The sequence below is a fragment of the Streptomyces sp. NPDC007205 genome, from assembly GCF_040634095.1.
In the GTDB taxonomy this organism is placed as follows: Bacteria; Actinomycetota; Actinomycetes; order Streptomycetales; family Streptomycetaceae; genus Streptomyces.
The window spans coordinates 1-23,298 of record NZ_JBEYEW010000024.1 but is presented as its reverse complement, the minus strand read 5'-3'; the positions used below and the strand labels follow the sequence as shown (position 1 = coordinate 23,298).

Annotated in this window: 19 protein-coding genes and 1 rRNA gene; 9 read left to right on the top strand and 11 right to left on the bottom strand. The window is 71.4% G+C overall.

The features are described 5' to 3' along the window. The first annotated feature begins 535 nt into the window (after nucleotides 1-535). Nucleotides 536-1,102, top strand: coding sequence for a DJ-1/PfpI family protein (locus ABZ624_RS30340; RefSeq protein WP_360095903.1), 567 nt, complete (start codon nucleotides 536-538; stop codon nucleotides 1,100-1,102). Between the two features lie 267 nt (nucleotides 1,103-1,369). Here ABZ624_RS30340 and ABZ624_RS30335 read toward each other — a convergent pair whose 3' ends face one another. Together ABZ624_RS30335 and ABZ624_RS30330 are read right to left on the bottom strand one after the other, a co-directional pair. Continuing rightward, entirely contained in the window at nucleotides 1,370-2,038 is a 669-nt protein-coding gene (locus ABZ624_RS30335) for an HAD family hydrolase (protein ID WP_360095900.1), read from the bottom strand. A gap of 57 nt (nucleotides 2,039-2,095) precedes the next feature. Further along, nucleotides 2,096-2,608 (bottom strand): hypothetical protein, encoded by a 513-nt coding sequence (locus ABZ624_RS30330; protein WP_360095897.1) that lies wholly within the window; start codon nucleotides 2,606-2,608, stop codon nucleotides 2,096-2,098. Nucleotides 2,609-2,949: 341 nt separating this feature from the next. Between ABZ624_RS30330 and ABZ624_RS30325 the strand changes: the two genes are divergently transcribed. Further along, nucleotides 2,950-3,558, top strand: a complete 609-nt coding sequence (locus ABZ624_RS30325) for an Rv3235 family protein (RefSeq protein ID WP_360095894.1) — start codon at nucleotides 2,950-2,952, stop codon at nucleotides 3,556-3,558. A gap of 108 nt (nucleotides 3,559-3,666) precedes the next feature. On the opposite strand, the gene secA is transcribed toward ABZ624_RS30325, so the two are convergent. Further along, entirely contained in the window at nucleotides 3,667-6,477 is a 2,811-nt protein-coding gene (gene secA / locus ABZ624_RS30320) for a preprotein translocase subunit SecA (protein ID WP_360095891.1), read from the bottom strand. A 252-nt stretch (nucleotides 6,478-6,729) separates the two neighbouring features. On the opposite strand from secA, the gene ABZ624_RS30315 reads away from it, so the two are divergent. Together ABZ624_RS30315 and ABZ624_RS30310 are read left to right on the top strand one after the other, a co-directional pair. Continuing rightward, nucleotides 6,730-7,302 (top strand): GNAT family protein, encoded by a 573-nt coding sequence (locus ABZ624_RS30315; protein WP_360095888.1) that lies wholly within the window; start codon nucleotides 6,730-6,732, stop codon nucleotides 7,300-7,302. 49 nt (nucleotides 7,303-7,351) lie between these two features. After that, complete coding sequence (locus ABZ624_RS30310; RefSeq protein WP_360095885.1) at nucleotides 7,352-8,554, top strand: crosslink repair DNA glycosylase YcaQ family protein; 1,203 nt, start codon at nucleotides 7,352-7,354, stop codon at nucleotides 8,552-8,554. A gap of 13 nt (nucleotides 8,555-8,567) precedes the next feature. Here ABZ624_RS30310 and ABZ624_RS30305 read toward each other — a convergent pair whose 3' ends face one another. The 7 genes from ABZ624_RS30305 to mtnA form a co-directional block, all read right to left on the bottom strand. After that, nucleotides 8,568-9,314 (bottom strand): response regulator transcription factor, encoded by a 747-nt coding sequence (locus ABZ624_RS30305; protein WP_360095882.1) that lies wholly within the window; start codon nucleotides 9,312-9,314, stop codon nucleotides 8,568-8,570. Nucleotides 9,315-9,515: 201 nt separating this feature from the next. Further along, nucleotides 9,516-10,208, bottom strand: coding sequence for a ribosome-associated translation inhibitor RaiA (raiA, locus tag ABZ624_RS30300; RefSeq protein WP_360095879.1), 693 nt, complete (start codon nucleotides 10,206-10,208; stop codon nucleotides 9,516-9,518). Between the two features lie 311 nt (nucleotides 10,209-10,519). Continuing rightward, complete coding sequence (locus ABZ624_RS30295) at nucleotides 10,520-11,380, bottom strand: ComF family protein (protein WP_360095876.1); 861 nt, start codon at nucleotides 11,378-11,380, stop codon at nucleotides 10,520-10,522. Between the two features lie 125 nt (nucleotides 11,381-11,505). After that, the gene (locus ABZ624_RS30290; RefSeq protein WP_360095873.1) at nucleotides 11,506-13,344 is read right to left on the bottom strand and encodes an LpqB family beta-propeller domain-containing protein; all 1,839 of its coding nucleotides are present in this window, start codon (nucleotides 13,342-13,344) and stop codon (nucleotides 11,506-11,508) included. Next, the gene (mtrB, locus tag ABZ624_RS30285) at nucleotides 13,334-15,448 is read right to left on the bottom strand and encodes an MtrAB system histidine kinase MtrB (protein WP_360095870.1); all 2,115 of its coding nucleotides are present in this window, start codon (nucleotides 15,446-15,448) and stop codon (nucleotides 13,334-13,336) included. The genes ABZ624_RS30290 and mtrB overlap by 11 nt, the downstream gene beginning before the upstream one ends. Before the next feature lies 1 nt (nucleotide 15,449). After that, nucleotides 15,450-16,139, bottom strand: coding sequence for a two-component system response regulator MtrA (gene mtrA / locus ABZ624_RS30280; protein WP_191870552.1), 690 nt, complete (start codon nucleotides 16,137-16,139; stop codon nucleotides 15,450-15,452). Nucleotides 16,140-16,143: 4 nt separating this feature from the next. Beyond that, entirely contained in the window at nucleotides 16,144-17,286 is a 1,143-nt protein-coding gene (mtnA, locus tag ABZ624_RS30275; protein ID WP_360095867.1) for an S-methyl-5-thioribose-1-phosphate isomerase, read from the bottom strand. Nucleotides 17,287-17,426: 140 nt separating this feature from the next. On the opposite strand from mtnA, the gene ABZ624_RS30270 reads away from it, so the two are divergent. The 5 genes from ABZ624_RS30270 to ABZ624_RS30250 all read left to right on the top strand — a co-directional run bounded on the left by ABZ624_RS30270 (nucleotide 17,427) and on the right by ABZ624_RS30250 (nucleotide 23,085). Next, on the top strand, nucleotides 17,427-18,809 hold the full coding sequence (locus ABZ624_RS30270; RefSeq protein WP_360095864.1) for a glycerophosphoryl diester phosphodiesterase membrane domain-containing protein: 1,383 nt from the start codon (nucleotides 17,427-17,429) through the stop codon (nucleotides 18,807-18,809). A 73-nt stretch (nucleotides 18,810-18,882) separates the two neighbouring features. After that, a complete protein-coding gene (locus ABZ624_RS30265) occupies nucleotides 18,883-19,593 on the top strand; it encodes a DUF4129 domain-containing protein (RefSeq protein ID WP_360096064.1) in 711 nt (236 codons plus the stop codon). Further along, nucleotides 19,590-20,786: a DUF4350 domain-containing protein gene (locus tag ABZ624_RS30260; protein ID WP_360095861.1), complete on the top strand. Its 1,197-nt coding sequence runs from the start codon at nucleotides 19,590-19,592 to the stop codon at nucleotides 20,784-20,786. Before ABZ624_RS30265 ends, ABZ624_RS30260 begins: the two co-directional genes overlap by 4 nt. After that, entirely contained in the window at nucleotides 20,786-21,775 is a 990-nt protein-coding gene (locus ABZ624_RS30255; RefSeq protein WP_360096061.1) for a MoxR family ATPase, read from the top strand. Before ABZ624_RS30260 ends, ABZ624_RS30255 begins: the two co-directional genes overlap by 1 nt. Then, entirely contained in the window at nucleotides 21,775-23,085 is a 1,311-nt protein-coding gene (locus tag ABZ624_RS30250; protein ID WP_360095858.1) for a DUF58 domain-containing protein, read from the top strand. The genes ABZ624_RS30255 and ABZ624_RS30250 overlap by 1 nt, the downstream gene beginning before the upstream one ends. Nucleotides 23,086-23,205: 120 nt before the next feature. On the opposite strand, the gene rrf is transcribed toward ABZ624_RS30250, so the two are convergent. Continuing rightward, a 5S ribosomal RNA gene (gene rrf / locus ABZ624_RS30245) occupies nucleotides 23,206-23,298 on the bottom strand; the annotation flags it as partial.

The following is a 23,298-nucleotide window of genomic DNA, read 5'->3' as shown; positions in this document are numbered from 1 at the left end:
TCTCGGCGCCGCCGTGTCCAGGGTTGTCCTCGGCGTCCCGGGGGCTCCTGCGGCCCCGTCCCGCCCGCGAAGACCAGCGACCGCCGCCCGGTCACGGAGGTGTTCCGTGCAACCCGGGCGCAGGGCAGGGGCAGGATCGCCCCCGCGAGATATCGCGCTGATCACGCCACAAGGCTATCGCTCCTTACCCCGGACCCGTCATGAGCCGTATGTGTACAAAACCGAGGGGTGAAGTTTGACGTTCTGCACAGCGGTCGAACGGGAGGCGGTGACGTATCCGGTCGGGTGCGTCCCCTGGGGTCACCGGGGGCCCGGGCCGCAGGGGCGGGCAGCCGCCCCGGCCGCGTCCGGTCGCGCGGGGGAAGCCCCGACCGCACCCTGAGAACAGGGCACCCCGACATCCGGTAGGGCTCCGAGGCCGTCGCCGAAACCGTGACGGCCCCCTTGGCAAGCACGCCCGATGTTGGCACCTTGCCCAGGGACAGTGCGTCCCGCCCAGGAGTACCGGAACACCGGAGTACCCGGAGGAGCCGACATGCCCGCGAAGATCCTGATCGTCACCGGCGACGCGGCGGAGTCCCTGGAGGTCCTCTACCCGTACCAGCGCCTGCGCGAGGAAGGCTACGACGTCCATATCGCGGCCCCCTCCCGCAAGACGCTCCGCTTCGTCGTCCACGACTTCGAACCCGGCTACGACACCTACACCGAGAAGCCCGGCTACACCTGGCCTGCCGACCTGGCCTTCTCCGACGTGGATCCCGGCGAGTACGCGGCCGTCGTCATCCCCGGCGGCCGGGCCCCCGAGTACCTGCGCAACGATCCCGAACTCCGCAAGATCCTCAAGGCGTTCTTCGACTCCGACAAGCCGGTCGCCCAGATCTGCCACGGCCCGCTGCTCACCGCCGCGATCGACAGCCTGCGGGGCCGCCGGGTCACGGCCTACCCCGCGCTCGAGCCGGACATGCAGGCAGCCGGAGCGGGCTTCCAGGACACCGAGGCCGTGGTCGACGGCACCCTGGTCTCCTCCCGAGCCTGGCCGGACCACCCGGCCTGGATGCGGGAGTTCCTCAGGGTGCTGCGCTCGAAGGCACCGGTGAGCTGAGCGGGGCGGCGGGGGCAAGGAAGGGGGCGGGGGCGGGTCTCGCCGTTGAGCTTGCGGTGCGTCGCCGGGCGGCGGGCAGCGGGTCCTTCGTGGCCGGCCGCGTCCACGCGGCGGAGCCGCATATCAGACACACGGCCCGCACCCCTTCGAGGCGCTGCAGTAGCCGTCGGCTTCGTGGCACCGCCGCCGAACCCACGCCACCCAGCCACAGCACAGGGCACCAACACCAGCACCGGTCACCGGTCACCAAGAACCCGGCACCCGCGGCTACGCCGCTATTCGCTCCGCTTCCTCCACCGCCTCGGCCAACGTGTCCACCACCGGTACCCCCGCCTCCTCCAGACTGGCCCGGCTGTGCGACCCCCCGGTGTACAGCACGGCCCGTGCCCCGGCACGCACCGCCGCGACCGCGTCATCCGCCGCGTCCCCGATCACCACGGTCCGCGCGGGCTCCACCGCCCCGCTCAGCGCCTCCAGATGCCGCACCATGTGCTCGGCCTTGCTGCCCCCGGACGGCCCCGTACGCCCGTCGACCCGCAGGAAATGCGGCTCTATGCCGAATCCCCGCACGAGTGGCACCAGCTCCTCGTGCACATACATGCTCAGCAGCGACTGGCTGTTCCCCGCCGACCGCCACCCCGCGAGCAGGTCCGCCGCCCCCTCGGTCAGACCGCACCGCACCCGGTGCTCGGCGTAGTGCCGGTGGAAGACCCCGTCCATCAGCTCCCACTCGGCATCGGTCGGCAGCCGGCCGATCAGCCGCTCGTAGAACTTCGGCACCGGCACGCAGTACAGCGACCGGTACTGCTCCAGCGTGATCGGCGCGAGCCCCAGCTCGGCGAAGGCCGCGTTGGTCGCCCCGATGATCGCGTCATTGTCGTGGAACAGCGTGCCGTTCCAGTCCCAGACGATGTGCGCGCTTACCTGCATCCCCATGCCAAAGACCGTACCCGCCGCCACTGACAACGACCGCTGCGAGCGGATACGACCAGGTCAGGCCCGTTCGATCAGGTTGGGGATCTCCTGCGTGGCGTACCACAGCAGCTCGTGATCGTCCGCTCCGTCCACGACGAACTGCGCGTCGTCGTCCCCGCCGTCGGCCGCCTCCAGCGCCTGCGCCGCCGCGGCCACGGCCTGCTCCGCGTCATCGGCGTCGACATGCACCGCGGCCGCCTTGGCGAGCGGCACGGTCGCCGTCACGGTCACCTGGCCCAGAGCGGTCGGGTCGAGCCCACGGTCGGGGTCGACGCTCGCGACGCCGTCGGCCACGTCCACGGCGACCACCAGCCGGCGCCGTACCGCACCCGGGTCCGCGGCGAGCAGCCGCAGCGAGGCCAGCGCGGCCCGGCTGAGCGCCGCGTACTCCAGCTCCTCGATGTCCTCGGAGAGGTACCACTCGCGCAACGCGGGCGTCACCGCGTACGCGACGAAGGGGCCGCTCCCCAGCTCACCCGTTTTGTGCGCCTCGGCGAGACCGGGGAGGGTCAGGGGGACGTAGACGCGCATGCTGGCCGCTCTTTCCTGCTCAAAGGCTCCGCTGGGCCCCGGGAAGGCCGGCTGCCGCGTCTCCCGGAGGGCCTTCAGGATACGTGCGCCCGTCCCCTTTCGGGTCTGTGCCCGCGCCCCGGAAGCCGTCGACTCCGGGCCGCGAATTCACCCGGAGCACCCGCCGCATCCCGGCGATCGCCCCATCCCGCGTCCCTCGGATAGGTGAACCTCTCCGCCCCTCCCGAGCTCTCCCCGCCGTCCTTGCCACCCCGCTCCCGGGCGCCGTACAAGGTCCACACCAGCGAGTTACCGCCCGGTATCAACCGGGCCCGCCGAACGGGGACTTCATGAACAAGGTCATGAGCCGCACCACGAACAAGGCGACGAACCGCACCTCCCAGCCCCGCCCCCGCCACCGCCCGCCCACCCGCCACGACACCCGCCGTCCCGCAGGCGCCCCGCCCAGGATCCCGCCCCACCGCCCGACGGCCCACCAGCCGACCACCACCCCGCAACCGACCCACCCCCACCCGGCCAGGAGCCAGGAGCCGACCCGTACCCGCCCGGCCACGAGCCAGGAGCCATCCCTTACCCGTCTGCCCGCCGCGCCGGAAACGGCCCGTACAACGCCCCGGACGGCCGTAGGGCAGCCCCGCCCCACGGACCTCTTCGCCGACCGCCTGCTGGCCGTCCTGAGCGGTCAGCGGCCCGTCCACTGGATGCTCCGCCACACCGCGGGCCGCGCCTACGACGACCTGGTCCGCCTCGCCGAACGCAGCCCCCTGCGCACGCGGGGCTCCCTGCCCCGCGTCCACGACATCGGCTACTACGTCCCCCGCGACGGTGCCCTCGAGGTCTTCGCCCGCATCGCCGCCGGCGACCGACTCCGCGCCCTGGCCTTCCGTCTGGAACTCGGCCAGGACCTCCGCTGGCGCTGCACAGCGGTAGAAACCGGGCCCCACCACTGACAACCACCACACCTGCAGCAGAACGCACCTGGAGCCGGCAACGCAGAAGGGCCGGGCCCCAAAAGGAACCCGGCCCTTCGAAACGGTCAAAGCGCCGCAGGCGAGCCGCTACTTCTTGCGGCGCCGCCCGCTCTTGGCCTGCCGCCGCCGCTCAGCCCGCGTCAGCCCGTCCGACTCGGACCGCACCGGCTCCTCGTCCTCGAGGTCGCGCTCCACGATGCCGCCCTCACCATCCACGGTCGGCGCCGAGAAGTGCAGATCCCGCCGCTGCGGAACGTCCAGCCCCTTCGCGCGGATCTCCGGACGCGCCCCGGCCTGCGCCGGAACCGTGTCGTGGACACCCTCGCCGACCGGCTCCGCCTCCTCGACCGGGATCTCCTCGACCTGCTGCTCGACCTGCACCTCCAGGTTGAACAGATAGCCGACGGACTCCTCCTTGATGCCGTCCATCATCGCGGTGAACATGTCGAAGCCCTCGCGCTGGTACTCGACCAGCGGGTCCTTCTGCGCCATCGCGCGCAGGCCGATGCCCTCCTGGAGGTAGTCCATCTCGTAGAGGTGCTCACGCCACTTGCGGTCGAGGACCGACAGCACGACCCGGCGCTCCAGCTCACGCATGATCTCGGAGCCGAGCTGGGCCTCCCGGGCCTCGTACTGCTCGTGGATGTCCTCCTTGATGGACTCGGAGATGAACTCCGCGGTGAGACCCGCCCGGTCGCCGGCGGCCCCCTCCAGCTCCTCGACGGTGACCTTCACCGGGTACAGCTGCCGGAAGGCACCCCACAGCCGGTCCAGGTCCCAGTCCTCCGGGAAGCCCTCGGCGGTCTCCGCGGCGACGTACGCGTCGATCGTGTCGTCCATGAAGTGCTGGACCTGCTCGTGCAGATCCTCGCCCTCCAGCACGCGCCGGCGCTCACCGTAGATGACCTCGCGCTGCCGGTTGAGCACCTCGTCGTACTTCAGAACGTTCTTACGGGTCTCGAAGTTCTGCTGCTCGACCTGCGACTGCGCGGACGCGATCGCGCGCGTGACCATCTTGTTCTCGATCGGCACGTCGTCCGGCACGTTGGCCATGGCCATCACGCGCTCCACCATCTGGGCCTTGAACAGGCGCATCAGGTCGTCGCCGAGCGAGAGGTAGAAGCGGGACTCGCCGGGGTCGCCCTGACGGCCGGAACGACCGCGCAGCTGGTTGTCGATGCGCCGCGACTCGTGCCGCTCGGTGCCCAGCACGTAGAGGCCGCCGAGCTCCTCGACCTCCTCCTTCTCCGCCTTGACGGCCTGTTCGGCCTTCTCCAGGGCGGCGGGCAGGGCGTGCGCCCACTCCTCGATGTGCTCCTCGGGGTCGAGGCCGCGCTGGCGCAGCTCGGCCTCGGCGAGGTCCTCGGGGTTGCCGCCGAGCTTGATGTCCGTACCACGGCCGGCCATGTTGGTGGCCACGGTCACCGCACCCTTGCGGCCGGCCTGGGCGACGATCGACGCCTCGCGCTCGTGCTGCTTGGCGTTGAGCACCTCGTGCTGGATGCCGCGCTTGGAGAGCTGCTGCGAGAGGTACTCCGACTTCTCGACGGACGTCGTGCCGACGAGGATCGGCTGGCCCTTCTCGTGCTTCTCCGCGATGTCGTCGACGACCGCCTCGAACTTGGCGACCTCGGTGCGGTAGATCAGGTCCGACTGGTCCTTGCGGACCATCGGCCTGTTGGTCGGGATCGGGACCACGCCGAGCTTGTAGATCTGGTGGAACTCGGCGGCCTCGGTCATCGCCGTACCGGTCATGCCGGAGAGCTTGCTGTAGAGGCGGAAGAAGTTCTGCAGGGTGATCGTGGCGAGCGTCTGGTTCTCGTCCTTGATGTCCACCCCTTCCTTCGCCTCGATCGCCTGGTGCATGCCCTCGTTGTAGCGGCGGCCGGCGAGGATACGGCCGGTGTGCTCGTCGACGATCATGACCTCGCCGTCGATGACGACGTAGTCCTTGTCGCGCTTGAAGAGTTCCTTGGCCTTGATGGCGTTGTTCAGGTAGCCCACGAGCGGGGTGTTCACCGACTCGTAGAGGTTGTCGATGCCCAGCCAGTCCTCGACCTTGGAGACACCGGACTCGTGGATGGCGACCGTGCGCTTCTTCTCGTCGACGTCGTAGTCGCCGGTCTCCTCGAGGCCCTTGAGGGGGTTGCCCGCCTCGCCCTTCTTCAGGCGCATGACCAGCTTGGCGAAGTCGCCGTACCACTTGGTGGCCTGGTCGGCCGGGCCGGAGATGATCAGCGGCGTACGGGCCTCGTCGACCAGGATGGAGTCGACCTCGTCGACGATCGCGAAGTTGTGGCCGCGCTGCACCAGCTCGTCCTTCGACCACGCCATGTTGTCGCGCAGGTAGTCGAAGCCGAACTCGTTGTTCGTGCCGTAGGTGATGTCGCACGCGTACTGCTCGCGGCGCTGGGCCGGAGTCATGTTGGCGAGGATGCAGCCGACGTCCAGGCCCAGGAACTTGTGGACGCGGCCCATCATCTCCGAGTCGCGCTCGGCCAGGTAGTCGTTGACCGTGACGATGTGGACGCCGTCTCCGGACAGGGCGTTCAGATACGCGGGCAGTGTGCCGACGAGGGTCTTGCCCTCACCGGTCTTCATCTCGGCGACATAGCCGAGGTGCAGGGCGGCGCCACCCATCATCTGCACGTCGTAATGCCGCTGGCCGAGGACGCGCTTGGCGGCCTCGCGGACGGTGGCGAACGCCTCGGGGAGCAGGTCGTCCAGGCTCTCACCATCGGCGTAGCGCTGCTTGTACTCCTCGGTGAGGGCTCGCAGCTCGGCGTCGGAGAGGTCGAGGAAGTCCTCTTCGATGGAGTTGACCTGGTCCGCGATGCGGTGCAGCTTGCGCAGGATCTTGCCTTCGCCTGCACGCATGATCTTCGAGAGGACGGACACGGGGGTTTGTCTCCTTGCCGGTCGGGCCTGGGACGGTCGGTTTCCATTGGACGTACTGAGCAACGGCCATCGTATGCGAGGACCCGGCCGGGCCGGGAGGCCTGGCGGCCCGACGGCTGCTCCACCCAGGACAACGGACGGGCCACGGCGATAGTGCCGCATCGGCGCGAGGAATTGCGCGATCTGTGATCGCGTGCTCACGCATGGCGAAAACCGATGGCCCGACCGCGGGCCGCCGAGCACAATCGGCCGATGGAACCCGTCACACTCACCACGGACCGCCTGGTCCTGCGCACGGTAGGCCCGCACGACACCCGGGCGGTGTACGACGCCGCGCAGGACCCCGGCATCCAGCGCTGGACCACCGTGCCGTCGCCGTATCTGCCCGAGCACGCGAGCGGCTTCACCGAGCAGCTGGTCCCCGACGGCTGGGCAGATGGTTCGATGTTCACCTTCGGCGTCTTCCTCACCGGCGGGCAGCTCGTCGGCATGCTCAGTCTCACCATGCGCTCGCTCGGCATGGCGGAGATCGGTTTCTGGGCGGCCAAGGAGCATCGCGGCCAGGGGTACGTCACCGAGGCCACGCTCACCACCTGCCGGTGGATCTTCACCGAGGTCGGCGTCGACCGGGTCGAGTGGCGTGCCGAGGTCGGCAACCACGCGTCCCGCGCGGTGGCCGAACGCGCGGGTTTCACCGTCGAGGGCACCCTGCGCTCCGCGGTCAACAACAAGGGGGTGCGCCGGGACTGCTGGGTCGGTTCCCTGCTCCCCTCGGACCTGGGCCTGCCGTCCACGGCGCCGTACCTGCCCGCCCGCGTCCAGTGAAACCGCAGGTCACCTGGGACTGTCAGTGGCACCCTCTATCGTCCGGGGCATGACGACCCTGCCGCGCCCGACCACCACCCTCACCGCGGACGACGCCCGCCGTATCGCCCTGCGGGCCCAGGGCTTCCTCGGCGCGCCCGACCGGCGGGCGGGAGTCCGCGGGGTGCTGCGCCACCTCGGCGCGGTCCAGCTCGACACGATCTCGGTGCTCGCCCGCTCCCATGAACTCGTGCCCTACGCCCGGCTCGGCGCGGTCGGCCGCACGGCGGTCGAGGCCGCCTACTGGAAGGGCGCGTCCACGGGCGTGTCGCCGGCGCGCCCGCACGCCTTCGAGTACTGGTCGCACGCGGCGTGCATGCTGCCCATCGAGGAGTGGCCGCACTTCGCCTTCCGCCGCCGCGCCTACCGGGACCGCCCGCACTGGAACCACGAGCTGCCCGAGGGCGCCTACGACCAGGTCATCAAGCAACTGCGCGCGGAGGGCCCGCTGACCTCCACGGAGCTGGGCGGCGCGAAGAAGACGAACGAGTGGTGGGACTGGTCCGGCACCAAGGTCGCCGTGGAGCGCGCGCTGATGTACGGCGAGGTGGTGTGCGTCGAGCGGCGCGGCTGGAAGCGGGTGTACGACCTCGCCGAGCGCGCCGTCCCGGACGTGCTGCTGCACGACGAGCTGGACGACGGCGAGTGTCTGCGCCGCCTGGTCCGGCTGGCCGGCGAGTCTCTCGGCGTCGGCACGCGCGCGGACATCGCCGACTACCACCGCCTCAAGGGCGAACAGGTCGACGCGGTCATCGCCGACTCGGGACTGGTGCCGGTCGAGGTCGAGGGCTGGGGGAAGCCGGCCTGGGCGGACCCGGCGGCCCTGGCCACGGCGCCGCGCGGGCGTCACCGGACCACGCTGCTGTCGCCGTTCGACTCGCTGATCTGGGAGCGGGCGCGCACGGAGCGCATCTTCGGCTTCACCCACCGCCTGGAGGCCTACGTGCCCCGGCCGAAGCGGGTCTACGGCTATTTCGCGATGCCGGTGCTCGCGGGCGGCCGGCTGGTCGGCCGGGTCGACCCGGCCCGCGAGGGCCGCACGCTGGTGGCCAAGCAGGTCACCCTGGACGGCCCGGAGGCGGTTCCGGCGGTCGCCCAGGCCCTGATCGAGGCGGCGACCTGGGTGAACTGCACGGATGTCCGGGTGGAGCGGGTGGACGCAACCGGTCTGCGCGAACCCCTGACGCGGGAACTCGCCCGCATCCTGGCCTAGCCCGCCGACATCTTTAGCGGATCTCGAGGATCTTCTCCCGCATCGCATAGACCACGGCTTCCATCCTGGAGTGCAGCTGGAGCTTCTCCAGGATGTTGCGGACGTGGTTCTTCACGGTGTTCTCCGAGATGAACAGCTCCTTGGCGATGTCCCGGTTGTTCATCCCGGTGGCGACGAGCTTGAGGACCTCCAGCTCCCGGTCGGTCAGCCGCGGCGCGGGCACCAGCCGGCGTTCGTCGGTGCGCTGGATCATCGACTTGAACTCGGTCAGGAGCTTGGACGCCATGGACGGGCTGATCTGCGACTGCCCGTCGGCCACCGCGCGAATGGCGGTCGCCACCTCGTCCGTGGAGATCTCCTTCAGCAGGTATCCGGTCGCGCCCGCCTTGATCGCGTCGTAGAGGTCGGCCTCCTCGTCGCTGATCGTCAGCATGATGATCTTCGCGCTGGGGGCGACCTCCTTGATGGAGGTGCAGGCCTCGATCCCGCCGCGCCTGGGCATGCGGACGTCCATCAGCACGATGTCGGGCAGCAGGTCGGCGGCCTTGTCCACGGCCTCGGCGCCGTCGCCGGCCTCGCCGACGACCTGGATGTCCTCCTCGGCCGCGAGCACGATCTCCAGGCCGCGCCGGAAGAGGGCATGATCGTCCACGACCAGGACTCTGATCGGCTCCGCGCGCACGGCGCCCGCGTCCGGCCGCATGCCGATGGCACCCTCCTCGCCGTCCTCGTCCCGCATCGGTCCGAAGGTGTCCGCCATCGTTCCTCCCCCTGAGGCTGTGGCCCGTGGTCCTGTGCCATCGCCAACCCAAGGCAGCGGCCCACCGGTTGGGCCGGTCCGGCCATGATTTCATGCCCGGGCGGCACAGAGGTGACGTGCGGGGCGTGAAGTGGTCGCACACCGGTGCCCCTGGGGGCGCACACGCGCTTCCAGGGGCACCGGACCGACGTGGGCCGGATGTCAGCCGCCCAGCGTGCCGCCTGCCGCGGGGGCCTGCGCCTCGGCGACCATCGGGTCCGTGCTGAGGTGGATCACGCCGTAGTCGTAGGCGTGCCGCCGGTAGACGACGCTCGGTTCCTTCGTCTCCGCGTCGACGAACAAGTAGAAGTCGTGGCCGACCAGCTCCATCTCGTAGAGGGCCTGGTCGAGGCTCATCGGGGAGGCGACGTGGGTCTTCTCGCGGACGACGAGGGGGCCGTCACCCTTGACCTCCAGCGAGCCGATCTTCTTCGTCGGCACTCCCTCCGCCTCTTCCTCCTGGACGGCAAGTCCGTTGCCGTTCAGCGTCGCCGCGCCCGGGACGTGGTCGGCAACCTCGGCCGCCGAGATCCGGCGTGCGCCCCGGCGGGAGAAACGCTTGTCGTGCTGCTTGCGCAGCCGGGCGTCCAGCTTCTCCGCCGCCAGGTCGAGTGCCGCGTACGGATCGCTGGCCGCTGCCTCCGCCCGGATCACCGGACCGCGGGAGCGGAGCGTGATCTCCACTCGATCGCAACGGTCTGCCTGTCGGGGGTTCGGCTCCTTGGACACCTCGACGTCGAGGCTGATCACCTTGGCATCGAGCCTCTGGATCTTCTCCAGCTTCAGCTTCTCGGCCACGTGCTTGCGGAACCGCTCGGGCACCTCGGTCTTGCGGCCTTTGACGACGATGTCCACGCAGAACTCCGTTCCCGGATCGCTCCGCCCGGTCGGCGGAGCATCTCCCTTTCGCACCAGGCCCGGTGAGCACCGGACCTCGGACTCGGTGACTTCCACCTCCTCCTCCCCCATGGGCGAGATCTCCACCCCACCGGCACGGGTGATTGCGGAAAACCCGTGGCACGGCATTCGATATGAGAGGTGTGGCCTGCGCCTTTCCTCACAACCGAACATATCTCGCCCGGACGGATGTCGTCACCCTCTACTCCGGCGTACCTCCGTTGAGGTGAATTTCCCCTCTCACTGCCTGCAACGATGCAAGTCGGCGATCAGTTCCTGTTTATTTCGAAAGAATCCCGCGGAGCGGCGATCACGGCCGCGCGGAGCGCATGCCCGAGGGCGTTCGGCGACGCCTTTTCGGGTGCACCGTGCACCCACTTCTCGCGCTCCGTCCGTGCTCCGAACCGTTGTTCATCCCTTCCTTCCCGAGTTACGGCCCCGTACACGGCCGTTCTCACCCGACTTCGCTCCTCTGCCACGTCCCGAAGGGCCCGTGCCGCCTCCGCGAGGCTGGCGCCCGTCGTGATCAGGTCGTCGACGAGCACGACGCGCCCCGCCCCGAGCAGCCGGCCGCCGCCCGCCGTCACCTCCAGCGCACCCGCGAGATTCGCAAGGCGCCGACGTGCGTCGAGGCCGGCCTGGTCCGCGACCGGCCGCCGCTGGCGCAGCACGGCGGCCACCCTGGCCGGGGTGCCGGTGCGCCGCAGTTCCCCGGCCGCCGCGAGCGCCATCCGCCGCACCGGATCATGTCCACGCGCCCGAACGGCCCACCGGGCGGAGGGCACGGGGACGAGCAGCACGGTCCCGCACCTTCCGGCGCCCGCATCGGCACCACACCCGCCGAGCCCCGCCCGCACAGCCCCCGCCAGAGCGGCGCCCAGCTCTCCCGTGAGGGCCAGCGCGCCCCGTTCCTTGTGGGCCAGGAGAAGCGTGCGCACCTCCTGCGCGTACGGAGCCGCCGCATGCACCACCGGCAGCCCGGCCGGCTCCGGCGCCGGCCGCACCCGCCGCGGCACGCGACCGCACAGCGCGGCCCGGCAGCGCGGACAGAGCACCGTACGAGGTGCCCCGCAGCCCGCGCACTCGGCCGGCAGCACCAGGTCGGTGAGGTCTCGCCACCACCCCCGCATGTCCACCACTGTGCCAAGGCCGAAGCCGCCCGGCCACCCCTGTGGACAACCGCCTGTGGACAACCCGGAAAACCGCGCACCGCCCGTCACCCACACGGGGGTACGGGCGGTGCGCAGTGCGATGCTCAGCCCGGATAGACCGGTGCCGACCCGTCCTTGTCCACCTTCTGCCACTGCGCCCCGGACGGCAGCCGTACGATCCCGTCGTCCTCCGAGTAGGCCACCAGCGGCACCCGCTCGTCCTCGGACGCGGCGATCGACTTCACGCCGGTGAGCGCCCCCGGCGCCGGACCGTCGAGCGTGGAGCCGTCGACCTGGACGTACCGCATCTGCAGCACGCCGCCCTGCTCCCGGCCGACGACGAGCAGCCTGCTGTCCCCGGCCCATGACAGGGCGCTGACCTGCTCCAAGTCGGGTGCGGCCGACCGCAGTCCGACGACCGACGTACCCTTCCCGGTCCCGTCGTCGCGCTGGACCCGGCCGATGAGCAGGGACCGCTTGTCGCCCGTCTTCACGACGAGCGCGATCCGCACCCCGTCGGCGGCGACCCGCGCATCCAGGATCTGGCCGGACAGGTCCGGGACCGCGACCTCCCGCGGCTTGGCGACGCCCTGCTCCATGACGTACAGCCGGCGACGGTGCGGGTCACGGTCGGCCACCCACAGGTCGCCCCGGGCGTCCCAGCTCGGTGTCGTCAGCCGGTCGGCCGGGGCCGGACCCTGGCTGGTCACCAGCGCGTCCCCGAGCGAACCGCCCGACGCCAGCGACGTCACGTACAGCGACCTGCCCTGGTCGCCGACGCCGGCCGCGGTGTGCTCGTCCCGCGAGACCGCCACCGAATCAAGCGCCTTGCCGCCCTCGCCCAGCGGCCCCGGCACCGGAAAGGCGCTGGTGCTCGTGCTTCCCGTCGGTATCCGCACCAGCCGGTGCTTGCCGTCGAGGAAGTACAGGTTCTCGGGGCTCTTGGCCGACCCGCGCCACGCGACGGTCTCGGCGCGCTCCTCGCTCAGATCGCACAGCCGGTGCCCGCCGACGCCCTGCAGCTCCACGGACTCCAGCGTCGGCGCCAGGTTCCGCAGCGTGAACAGCACCTGTGTCGCCATCTCGGTGCACTGACGCGCCGCGACCTGGGACACCTTGAGGTTCAGCGGCACCGTCAGCTTGTTCTGGTCGTCCGGCGCCAGCCCCGACACGTCCTTCTGCAGGGCCGTACCGGTCGGGAAGCTGGACCTGACGACCGGCCCGAGCCAGCGGGAGGGGCCGCCGATCAGCGAGCGGACCATCTGCGTCATCGGGTCCACCTTGCCGCGCACGAACACCGGGTCGGCGACCGCCACAGGCTGCCCCGTCGCCCCGACCGCGGTGTCGGAGGCGAAGTAGTACTTGTCGACGGACGCGTAGTTGCGCTGGAAGTCCGACTTGCCCATGACGACACCGTCGGGCAGCCCGTCGATCCGCCACTGGCCGTCCTTGGGATTCCGCGTCAGATGGACCTTCTTGCGGTAGGCGCCGCCGGCCGGCTCGTACGCCAGCTGCGCGTCCACGGTCGCGACCCGGCTGCCCGCCAGCACACAGGTGACGCTGCTGGCCGGCTCCGTGCCGCCGCCCGCCCGGCAGTCCGGCTCGATGCTCGGGCCGCCCGCGAGGACCGTCGTCGACTGCTCCGGCCGCCAGCGGCGCGCCGCGTCGGACGACAGATACTTGCGGGCCGTGTCGTAGTCCGGGTCGTCGCTGGTCAGCGCCTCCAGGAAGCCCTGCATGATCTCGGCGGGCCCGGCGCCCTCGGCCGGCGGCATGGCGAACACCCGTACCCGTGTGTCCTGCCGCGGTGTGGATTCCACGTTGCGCAGGTCACCGCTGTCGGGCATCGAGGCGCACCCAGCCAGCAGTACGGCCCCCAAGGCGGCGTACGCCACCGCGCGCCCCGGTCTCGGCCGGGCGCCCCCCGTGCGGTCAGCGCCCACGAAATGCCTCCCCTGGCTCGGTCGAATCCTCCGCTTGGGCCGCATCCGGCCGGACCGCGCCCGTGTCGGGTGCCGGAGGTGTGGCGGACCTGCCGTCCGCGGGCTGCGTGCCGCCGGCGGGCCGGGGCACCACGCGCGTGCCGTTGCCGTTGCCGGGCAGCGCGGCCGGGTCGGCGGCGACCGGCCGCGGCGCGGTCGGGGCGCGCGGCGGCAGCGCGGGCGCCTGGGCGCCACCCTGCTGCACCGGGACGGTCGCCCGCTTCTCCTCGCCTCCCCCGGGCAGCCCCGCCTCGTCGAGGCCGCGGTTGCGACGCGAGTCCTTGGGCTCCAGCGGTATCGGCGAGCCCCGCAGCGGTTCGTCCGCGGTCCGGGGCAGCGTCAGCCGGAACTGGGAACCGCCGCCCGGCTCGCCCCAGGCCTGCAGCCAGCCGCCGTGCAACCGCGCGTCCTCCAGGGCGATCGACAGCCCGAGGCCCGTACCGCCGGTGGTACGCGCGCGTGCCGGATCCGCCCGCCAGAAGCGGCTGAAGACACGCGTCGCCTCACCCGGCTTGAGCCCCACACCGTAGTCGCGCACCGCGACGGCGACCGCGCCACCGGCCGCGGCCAGCTTGACGACGACGTCCCTGCCCTCGCCGTGCTCCACGGCGTTGACGACGAGGTTGCGCAGCACGCGCTCCACCCGACGGGCGTCGGCCTCGGCGACGACGGGCTGCTGATCACCGACCACGCGTATGTGCGTGCCCTTGCGCTCGGCGAGCGGCTCGGCACCGCTGACCACACGCCGGACGACGTCCCGGAGATCTATCGGCTCGGCCTCCAGCGCCGCCGCCCCCGCGTCGAAGCGGCTGATCTCCAGCAGGTCCGCGAGCAGCGACTCGAACCGGTCCAGCTGGTCGGCGAGCAGCTCGGCCGACCGCGCGGTCACCGGGTCGAAGTCCTCGCGCGCCTCATGGATGACGTCGGCGGCCATACGGACGGTCGTCAGCGGGGTCCGCAACTCGTGCGAGACGTCCGACACGAACCGGCGCTGCATCCGCGACAGATCCTCCAGCTGCTGGATCTTCACCTGGAGGTTCTGCGCCATCTTGTTGAAGGCCTCACCCAGACGCGCGATGTCGTCCTCGCCGGTGACCTTCATCCGCTCCTGCAGCCGCCCGGCGGACAGCCGCTCCGCGATCCCGGCCGCCATCCGCACCGGCGTGACGACCTGCCGCACCACCAGCCAGGCGATGGCGCCCAGCAGCACGACGACGAACAGCCCGGCGGTCGCGAGCGTGCCCTTGACCAGGCTCAGCGACTTCTCCTCCTGCGTGAGCGGGAAGAGGTAGTACAGCTCGTACGGCCGCCCATTGGGGTCGTTGACCTGCTTGCCGATGACCAGCGCCGGCTGCGACTCCTTGCCGTTGGAGTACACGATCCGGGTGTAGCTCTGGGCGGCCGTCATATTGCCGTTGACCCTCTCGCGCAGGTCGGCGGGCACGCTGGAGGTCGGGTTGACGTTCCCGGAACCGCGCGGGCTGCGCCCGCCGCCGCTGTCGTCGCCGACCGGCAGCGTGACGACGTCGAAGGCGCCCGCGCCGCCGCTGGACAGCGACTCCACGAGGTCGCTCATCCACTGGATGACGTTCTGGGACTGCCGGCCGTCCACGGTCGCCGTGCCGTCGGCGGTGCCGGTCCCGGCGGCCGCACCGGCGCCGGCACCGGTAGCGGCGCCACTGGCCGCCTCGTCGGCTCTCTGCTTGGCCACCGCGAAGCCGCCCGTGGCCTGGCTCTGCGAGGCCTTCACCTTCGCGTCCAGCAGGCCGTTGCGCACCTGCCCGATCACGACGAAGCCGAGCAGCAGGACCACGCCCAGCGACATCACCAGCGTCGTGGCGACGACCCGCAGCTGGATGTTGCGCCGCCACAGCCGCATCACCGGCAGCAGCGGACGGCGCACCCAGCGCAGGAACAGCCTGATGACCGGGCTGCGCTGGACCCCGCCCTCGAGCAACCCGCCCTCGAAGAGGCTTCTGAGCCGCGCACCCGCCGACCGGCCGACAGGCCGCCCCGGACGGGCCCCGGACCGGCCGGGAGCCGAAGCGGCGCTGTCCCCGGACATGTCAGCTCGGCCCGGCCTTGTAACCGACACCACGGACGGTCACCACGATCTCCGGCCGCTCCGGGTCCTTCTCGACCTTGGAACGCAGCCGCTGGACGTGCACGTTGACGAGCCGTGTGTCGGCAGCATGCCGGTAGCCCCACACCTGCTCGAGCAGCACCTCACGCGTGAACACCTGCCACGGCTTGCGGGCGAGCGCGACCAGCAGGTCGAACTCCAGCGGGGTCAGCGCGATCGACTGCCCGTCCCGCTTCACCGAGTGCCCGGCCACGTCGATGACCAGGTCACCTATGGTCAGCTGCTCCGGCGCCGGCTCCTCCGAACGCCGCAGCCGCGCCCGGATCCGGGCGACCAGCTCCTTCGGCTTGAACGGCTTGACGATGTAGTCGTCGGCGCCCGACTCCAGGCCCACGACCACGTCGACGGTGTCGCTCTTCGCCGTGAGCATCACGATCGGCACCCCGGACTCCGCCCGGATCAGCCGGCACACCTCGATGCCGTCCCGGCCGGGCAGCATCAGGTCCAGCAGCACCAGATCGGGCTTGGTCTCCCGGAAAGCAGCCAGCGCCTTGTCGCCGTCGGCTACGAAAGACGGCTCAAAACCTTCACCACGCAGCACGATCCCGAGCATCTCGGCCAGTGCGGTGTCGTCGTCGACGACAAGGACTCGTCCCTTCATAAACGACATCATCCCATTAGCTAATCGTTACCTGGCGTGACCTGGCACACAGCTCCGCAAGAGCCTCGGCGGTCACGGGTGAAACGGCTCCCTCCTCGGTGACGATGGCCGTCACCAGCTCGGGCGGCGTCACGTCGAACGCCGGGTTGTACGCCTGGGTCCCGAGGGGTGCCACCGGAATCCCGCCTCCTGCTCCTGTCACCGGCACCTGGGGTGCTGTGACCTCAGTCACTTCGAATCCGGGTCGCTGCTCGACCTCGATGGACGCACCGTCAGGGGTGTCCGGGTCGACCGTCGTCACCGGCGCCACCACGATGAACGGCACATGGTGGTACCGCGCCAGCACAGCGAGCGGATAGCTCCCCACCTTGTTCGCCACCGAGCCGTCGGCGGCGATCCGGTCCGCGCCTATCAGCACCGCGTCCACCTCGCCCGCCGCGAACAGGGATCCCGCCGCGTTGTCGGTGAGCAAGGTGTACGCCATGCCACTGCGGGCCGCTTCGTACGCCGTCAGGCGAGCACCTTGCAGCAACGGACGCGTTTCGTCCACCCACAGTCGCCGCAGCCGCCCCTCGCGGTGCGCCGCCAGGGCCACCGCGAAGGCCGTGCCCTCGCCGCCCGACACCAGCGAACCGCTGTTGCAGTGGGTGAGGACCCGGTGCCCGCCGCCGGGCAGCAACTCGTCCAGGAGCGCCAGACCGTGCGCCGCCATCCGGGCGCTGGCCTCGGCGTCCTCCCGGTGCAGCGCCCGCGCCGCGGCCAGCGCCGCCGCGGCCGCCGCCGTGGGGTCCCCGGTCTTCGCCAGCGCCGCCCGATGCGCGGCCCCGGCCCGGCGCACGCCGACGGACAGGTTCACCGCGGTGGGCCGGGCGCCCTCAAGCGCCCGTGCCGCCTCGGCCACGTCGAAGCCACGCGCGGCGGCGAGCGCGACACCGTACGCGCCCGCGATCCCCAGCAGCGGCGCACCGCGCACGGAGAGCGAACCGATCGCCTCCACCAGCGCCGACGCGTCTGTGCACACCAGCTCGACCTCCTCGGCCGGCAGCCGCGTCTGGTCGAGAAGGACCAGCACAGGGCCTTCGGGTGGTTCCTCCCATCGGATCGCAGGTATCTCGGTCGACCGCTTGTCCCCGTCGGTTCGCGCCTGCTGATCAGCCATGCGGTCAGTCTGCCCCGGATCCGGCGGACAATTGAAGGGATCCAGCGCCTACCGCGGCCGGTCCCCCGGCGACCGCCCCATGGCACGATGGCTGCCAACCTGCCGCAGCGACCGCGGACGGGCACCGAGAAGGAGCTTCGATGACAGACACTCCGGGCTGGGCCTCGCCCGGATCCGCCCCGTCGTCCGAGGGGCGGGAACCCGGCGCGTCCGGTTCCGCCGAGCCTGCTGATCGCCCCGGCGACACCCCATCCGCACCGCAGCCGGACGCGAACCCGCAGGGCCCAGGCGTGAAGTGGTCCAAGGAGCAGCCGCCACCCGGCCAGTGGTCCGCGCCCACCGGTGCCCCCAGCCCGAACCAGACCCCTCCGCCCCCGCCGCCCGGCCCGGGCCGGGGCGCCCGGCCGCCCATGGTCCCGGGCCCAGGCAGCCACGGAGCCGGCTACGGAGGCCCGCCCGCCGGCTACGGCGGTTACGGCACCCCCGGCGGCTACGGAGCCTGGGGCGGCTGGGGCGGTCCCCCGCCCGCCGCCAAGCCCGGTGTCATCCCGCTGCGCCCGCTCGGCGTCGGCGAGATCCTCGACGGCGCCGTCTCCACCATGCGCACCTACTGGCGCACGGTGCTCGGCGTCTCGCTCGGAGTCGCTCTGTTCACGACAACCACCCTCGTCCTCGTGCAGGGCTTCGTCCTGAACGACGCCCTCGCACAGGTGCAACTGGGCAGCCGCGACGCCAACCCCGACGACGTGTTCCGTGCCCTGCCCGACGTGATGACCGGCACCGGCGTCGTCGCTGCGATCTCCACGATCGCCATGCTCATCGCGACCGCCCTGCTGACGACCATCACCAGCCGCGCCGTCCTCGGCAGGCCGGTCAGCATCGGCGAGGCCTGGCGCGACGCCCGCCCGCAACTCCCCAGGCTGTTCGGCCTGATCCTCCTGCTGGGATTGATCGTCGTCGGAGTCATGTGCGCCGGGGCGGTGCCCGGCATTCTCGTCGTGCTCGTCGGCGGCGACGACGTCATGGGGGCGGGCCTGCTGGTCCTGGGACTCCTCGGAGCCACCGTCGTCACGACATGGCTGGTGATCCGCTTCTGCCTGTCCACTCCCGCCCTGATGCTGGAACGGCAGAGCATCGTGAAGGCCATGACCCGCTCCGCGAAGCTGGTACGCGGCTCCTGGTGGCGCACATTCGGCATCCTGCTGCTCACCGGACTGATCGTCCGGATCGTGCAGGCGCTCATCGCCATCCCCTTCACCGTCATCGGGGCCGCCGTGAGCGGCGACGGCATCAACAACCTGCTCGGCACCGGTGGCGGACACCCCGGCTGGACGACCCTGGTCATCCAGGGAATCGGCACCCTGATCGGCAGCGCACTCACCCTGCCGATCAGTGCGGGCGTCACCGTGCTCCTCTACATCGACCAGCGCATCCGCCGCGAGGCCCTCGACCTCGAACTGGCCCGCGCCGCCGGTGTCCAGGCCTCCGGCACCGGCGCCCCCGGTCCCGTCCCGAGGAGCTGATGCGGTGAGTCCCACGGGGGGAGTGCTCACGGCGGCGGCCTCGTCCAGCGCCGGTGAAACGGTCGTACGAGGCCTGCTGCGGGCTGCGGGCACGGCCGTCCGCGCCGCCGGCGGCTCGGGGGACGAGCCGCCCGTGACCATCCCGCGTGATCCCGCGCGGGAGGCGGCCCGCCGCGAGCTGTCCAAGCGGATGTACCACGAGAACGACCCCGGACTGTTCCAGCGCGCGCTGAACGCCTTCTGGCACTGGCTCGACCGGCTGTTCAGCTCGGCCGCCTCGGCGACACCCGGCGGCACGGCCGGCCTGATCGTCGTCGTCCTGTTCGTCGTCGCCGTCCTGGCCGCCCTGTGGTGGCGCCTCGGCACCCCGCGCCGACAGCCCAGCTCCGCCGCCGTCCTGTTCGACGACCGCCCCCGCAGCGCCGCCGAACACCGCGCGGCCAGCGAGGCGCACGCCGCCCAGGGCCACTGGAACCAGGCCGTGCAGGAACGCATGCGGGCCATCGTCCGCTCCCTGGAGGAGCGGACCCTCCTCGACGTCCGTCCCGGCCGCACCGCCGACGAAGCAGCCGCCGAAGCCGGTCGTACCCTGCCCGCACACACGGACCGGCTGCGCGCTGCGGCCCACGAGTTCGACGACGTGACATACGGCGGACGCACGGCGAGTGAACAGTCGTACCACCGCATCGCCGAACTCGACCATGACCTGGAACGCACCAGGCCCGCCCTCGCCCACAGCACCGCCGACACAGCCCACAGCACCCACCAGGGGGCCGCCGAGTGACCGCCGAGGCCACGCTGCCGACGACCTCCACCGCGCCCACCGTCCGACAGGTGTGGACGCGTACACGAGGCATCGCGCTCGCCATCGTGCTGATCCTGGCCGGGGCCGTCGCCATGGCGGCCGTGCGCTCCACCGCCCAGCACGGCGAACTGGACCCGCGCTCCGCCGACCCCTACGGCAGCCGCGCCGTCGCCCAGCTCCTCTCCGACCGGGGCGTCTCCACGCGCGTGGTCACCACGCTCGGTGCGGCACGCGCCGCCGCCGGACCCGACACCACCCTTCTGGTCGCCGTACCCGACCTGCTGACCCCCCGTCAACAGGACCAGCTGCGCAAGGCCACCGCGGCCTCCGGCGGACGCACCGTCCTCGTCGCGGCCGGCAGCTCGTCCGTGCAGCGACTGGTTCCGGGAGTGACCGCGGACCCCGCGACCAGCAGCGGCACGACACTCGCCCCCGACTGCACCCTGCCCGAAGCCCGGCGCGCGGGCAGCGCCGACACCGGCGGGATCCGCTACACCACCACCCACCTCGACGCCGACTCCTGCTACTTCAGCGCACGCCTCGCCACCCTGCTCCGCGTCCCCGAGGAATCCCGGGGCGGTGACACCGTCGTGCTCGGCGCGCCCGACATCCTCTACAACGACCGCCTCGCCAAGCAGGGCAACGCCTCGCTCGCCCTCCAACTCCTCGGCTCCCGCCCCCATCTGATCTGGTACCTCCCCTCGCTCTCCGACGCCTCGGCCACCGACACCGGCGGCCGGAAGGACTTCCTCGACCTGCTCCCCTCGGGCTGGCTCTGGGGAACCCTGCAGCTGTTCGTCGCAGCGGTCCTCGCCGCCTTCTGGCGGGCACGCCGCTTCGGCCCCCTCGTGCCCGAACAACTCCCCGTCGCGGTCCGCGCCTCGGAGACCGCCGAAGGCCGCGCCCGCCTCTACCGCAAGGCCAACGCCCGAGACCGCGCCGCCTCGGCTCTTCGCTCCACCACTCGCACCCGCCTCGCCCCCCTCGTCGGCGTCCCTGTCACCCGAGCGCACACGCCCGAGGCCCTGCTCCCCGCCCTGTCTGCCCACCTCTCCGGCGACGGACAGGCCCTGCACTCCCTCCTCTTCGGACCGCCGCCCGGCGACGACGCGGCCCTCATCGCACTGACCGACCAACTCGACGCCCTCGAAAGAGAGGTACGCCGTTCATGATGGACCCGACCACTGACAACGCCGGGACCACCGGGGACGCGGGCACCGCCCGAGCATCCCTGGAAGCCCTGCGCGCCGAGATCGCCAAAGCCGTGGTCGGCCAGGACCCCGCCGTGACTGGCCTCGTCGTCGCCCTCCTCTGCCGCGGACACGTTCTCCTTGAAGGAGTCCCCGGAGTCGCCAAAACGTTGCTCGTCCGCGCCCTCGCATCCGCCCTCGAACTCGACACCAAGCGTGTCCAGTTCACACCGGACCTGATGCCGAGCGACGTCACCGGCTCCCTCGTCTACGACACCCGCACCGCCGAGTTCTCCTTCCAGGAAGGCCCGGTCTTCACCAACCTCCTCCTCGCGGACGAGATCAACCGCACCCCGCCCAAGACGCAGTCCTCCCTCCTGGAAGCCATGGAGGAACGGCAGGTCACAGTCGACGGCACCCCCCGCCCGCTCCCCGAACCGTTCCTGGTCGCCGCGACACAGAACCCGGTCGAGTACGAGGGCACCTACCCCCTTCCCGAAGCCCAACTGGACCGCTTCCTCCTCAAACTGACGGTCCCTCTGCCCTCCCGGCAGGACGAGATCGACATCCTGACCCGCCACGCCTCCGGCTTCAACCCACGCGACCTGCGAGCCGCCGGCGTACGCCCCGTCGCCGGCCCCGCCGAGCTGGAAGCCGCCCGCGCCGCCGTCGCCAAGACGACCGTGTCCCCCGAGATCACCGCCTACGTCGTGGACATCTGCCGCGCCACCCGCGAGTCGCCCTCCCTCACCCTCGGTGTCTCACCGCGCGGTGCCACCGCTCTCCTGGCCACCTCGCGCGCCTGGGCCTGGCTGACGGGTCGCGACTACGTCATCCCCGACGACGTCAAAGCCCTCGCCCTGCCCACCCTGCGTCACCGCGTCCAGCTGCGCCCCGAGGCGGAGATGGAAGGCGTGACAGCAGACTCCGTCATCAACGCCATTCTCGCCCACGTCCCGGTCCCCCGCTGATGGCCCTCACCGGACGCGCCGCCCTCCTCGCGGCCCTCGGCTCGATCCCTGTCGGCATCCTCGAACCCGGCTGGACGGGAATCCTCGCGGTCAATGGCTCGCTGGCCCTCGCCTGCGCCTGCGACTACGCGCTTGCCGCCCCCGTACGACGGCTCGGCCTGTCCCGTTCTGGCGACACCTCCACCCGTCTCGGCGAGACCGCCGACGTCACACTCACGATCACCAACCCCTCCCGCCGTCCCCTGCGGGCACAGCTGCGGGACGCCTGGCCGCCCAGCAGCTGGCAGCCCGGCACCGAGGCCGACGCCTCCCGCCACCGTCTGACCGTCCCCCCGGGAGAACGCAGGCGCGTGACGACCAGACTGCGGCCCACCCGCCGCGGCGACCGCCAGGCCGACCGCGTCACGATCCGCTCCTACGGTCCCCTCGGCCTGTTCTCCCGCCAAGGCGCCCACAAACTGCCCTGGTCGGTACGAGTCCTGCCCCCGTTCACCAGCCGAAAGCATCTCCCGTCGAAACTCGCCCGATTGCGTGAACTCGACGGCCGTACCAGCGTGCTGACACGCGGTGAGGGAACGGAGTTCGACAGCCTGCGCGAGTACGTCCCAGGAGACGACACCCGCTCGATCGACTGGCGAGCCACCGCCCGCCAGTCCGCCGTCGCCGTCCGCACCTGGCGCCCGGAGCGCGACCGGCACATCCTGCTCGTCCTGGACACCGGCCGCACCTCGGCCGGCCGCGTGGGCGACGCCCCGCGCCTCGACGCCTCCATGGACGCCGCACTCCTCCTCGCGGCGCTGGCCTCCCGAGCCGGCGACCGCGTGGCTCTCCTGGCGTACGACCGCCGTGTACGGGCCCTGGTCCAGGGCCGCTCGGCGGGAGACGTACTGCCGGGCCTGGTGAACGCGATGGCACCGCTGGAACCGGAACTCGTCGAGACCGACGCCCGCGGGCTCACCGCGGCGGCTCTGCGTACGGCGCCCCGCCGCTCCCTGATCGTGCTGCTCACGACGCTTGACGCGGCCCCGGTGGAACAAGGTCTGCTCCCGGTGCTCCCACAGCTCACTCAACGGCACACTCTTCTGGTCGCCTCGGTGGCCGACCCGCACATCGCGCGGATGGCCGAGGCCCGGGGAAACGCGGAGGCGGTGTATGAGGCCGCGGCAGCAGCTCAGGCCCGGAACGAACGTCAGCGCACCGCTGAGCAGCTACGACGGCATGGAGTGACGGTCGTGGAGGCGACGCCGGAAGATGTGGCGCCGGCAATCGCGGACGCGTACCTGGCTCTGAAGGCGGCGGGCCGACTCTGATCTCTGATCCTCTCCGGCTACGCCGCCCTTTGGAGGCGTCAGACACCGGGGATGCGTCAGAATACGCTTTGAATGCAGAAAACCCCCGCACCGTGTGGTGCGGGGGTTTTCCCAAGATTTGTTCGGCGGTGTCCTACTCTCCCACAGGGTCCCCCCTGCAGTACCATCGGCGCTGTGAGGCTTAGCTTCCGGGTTCGGAATGTAACCGGGCGT

Coding starts and splice junctions, on each gene's coding strand:
- ABZ624_RS30255 (WP_360096061.1), top strand. CDS start 20,786: ATGGACCCGACCACTGACAACGCCGGGACCACCGGGGACGCGGGCACC.
- ABZ624_RS30335 (WP_360095900.1), bottom strand. CDS start 2,038: ATGGGGATGCAGGTAAGCGCGCACATCGTCTGGGACTGGAACGGCACG.
- ABZ624_RS30295 (WP_360095876.1), bottom strand. CDS start 11,380: ATGCGGGGGTGGTGGCGAGACCTCACCGACCTGGTGCTGCCGGCCGAG.
- ABZ624_RS30325 (WP_360095894.1), top strand. CDS start 2,950: ATGAGCCGCACCACGAACAAGGCGACGAACCGCACCTCCCAGCCCCGC.
- mtrA (WP_191870552.1), bottom strand. CDS start 16,139: ATGATGTCGTTTATGAAGGGACGAGTCCTTGTCGTCGACGACGACACC.
- ABZ624_RS30315 (WP_360095888.1), top strand. CDS start 6,730: ATGGAACCCGTCACACTCACCACGGACCGCCTGGTCCTGCGCACGGTA.
- ABZ624_RS30270 (WP_360095864.1), top strand. CDS start 17,427: ATGACAGACACTCCGGGCTGGGCCTCGCCCGGATCCGCCCCGTCGTCC.
- mtrB (WP_360095870.1), bottom strand. CDS start 15,448: ATGTCCGGGGACAGCGCCGCTTCGGCTCCCGGCCGGTCCGGGGCCCGT.
- mtnA (WP_360095867.1), bottom strand. CDS start 17,286: ATGGCTGATCAGCAGGCGCGAACCGACGGGGACAAGCGGTCGACCGAG.
- ABZ624_RS30340 (WP_360095903.1), top strand. CDS start 536: ATGCCCGCGAAGATCCTGATCGTCACCGGCGACGCGGCGGAGTCCCTG.
- ABZ624_RS30330 (WP_360095897.1), bottom strand. CDS start 2,608: ATGCGCGTCTACGTCCCCCTGACCCTCCCCGGTCTCGCCGAGGCGCAC.
- ABZ624_RS30310 (WP_360095885.1), top strand. CDS start 7,352: ATGACGACCCTGCCGCGCCCGACCACCACCCTCACCGCGGACGACGCC.
- ABZ624_RS30305 (WP_360095882.1), bottom strand. CDS start 9,314: ATGGCGGACACCTTCGGACCGATGCGGGACGAGGACGGCGAGGAGGGT.
- ABZ624_RS30250 (WP_360095858.1), top strand. CDS start 21,775: ATGGCCCTCACCGGACGCGCCGCCCTCCTCGCGGCCCTCGGCTCGATC.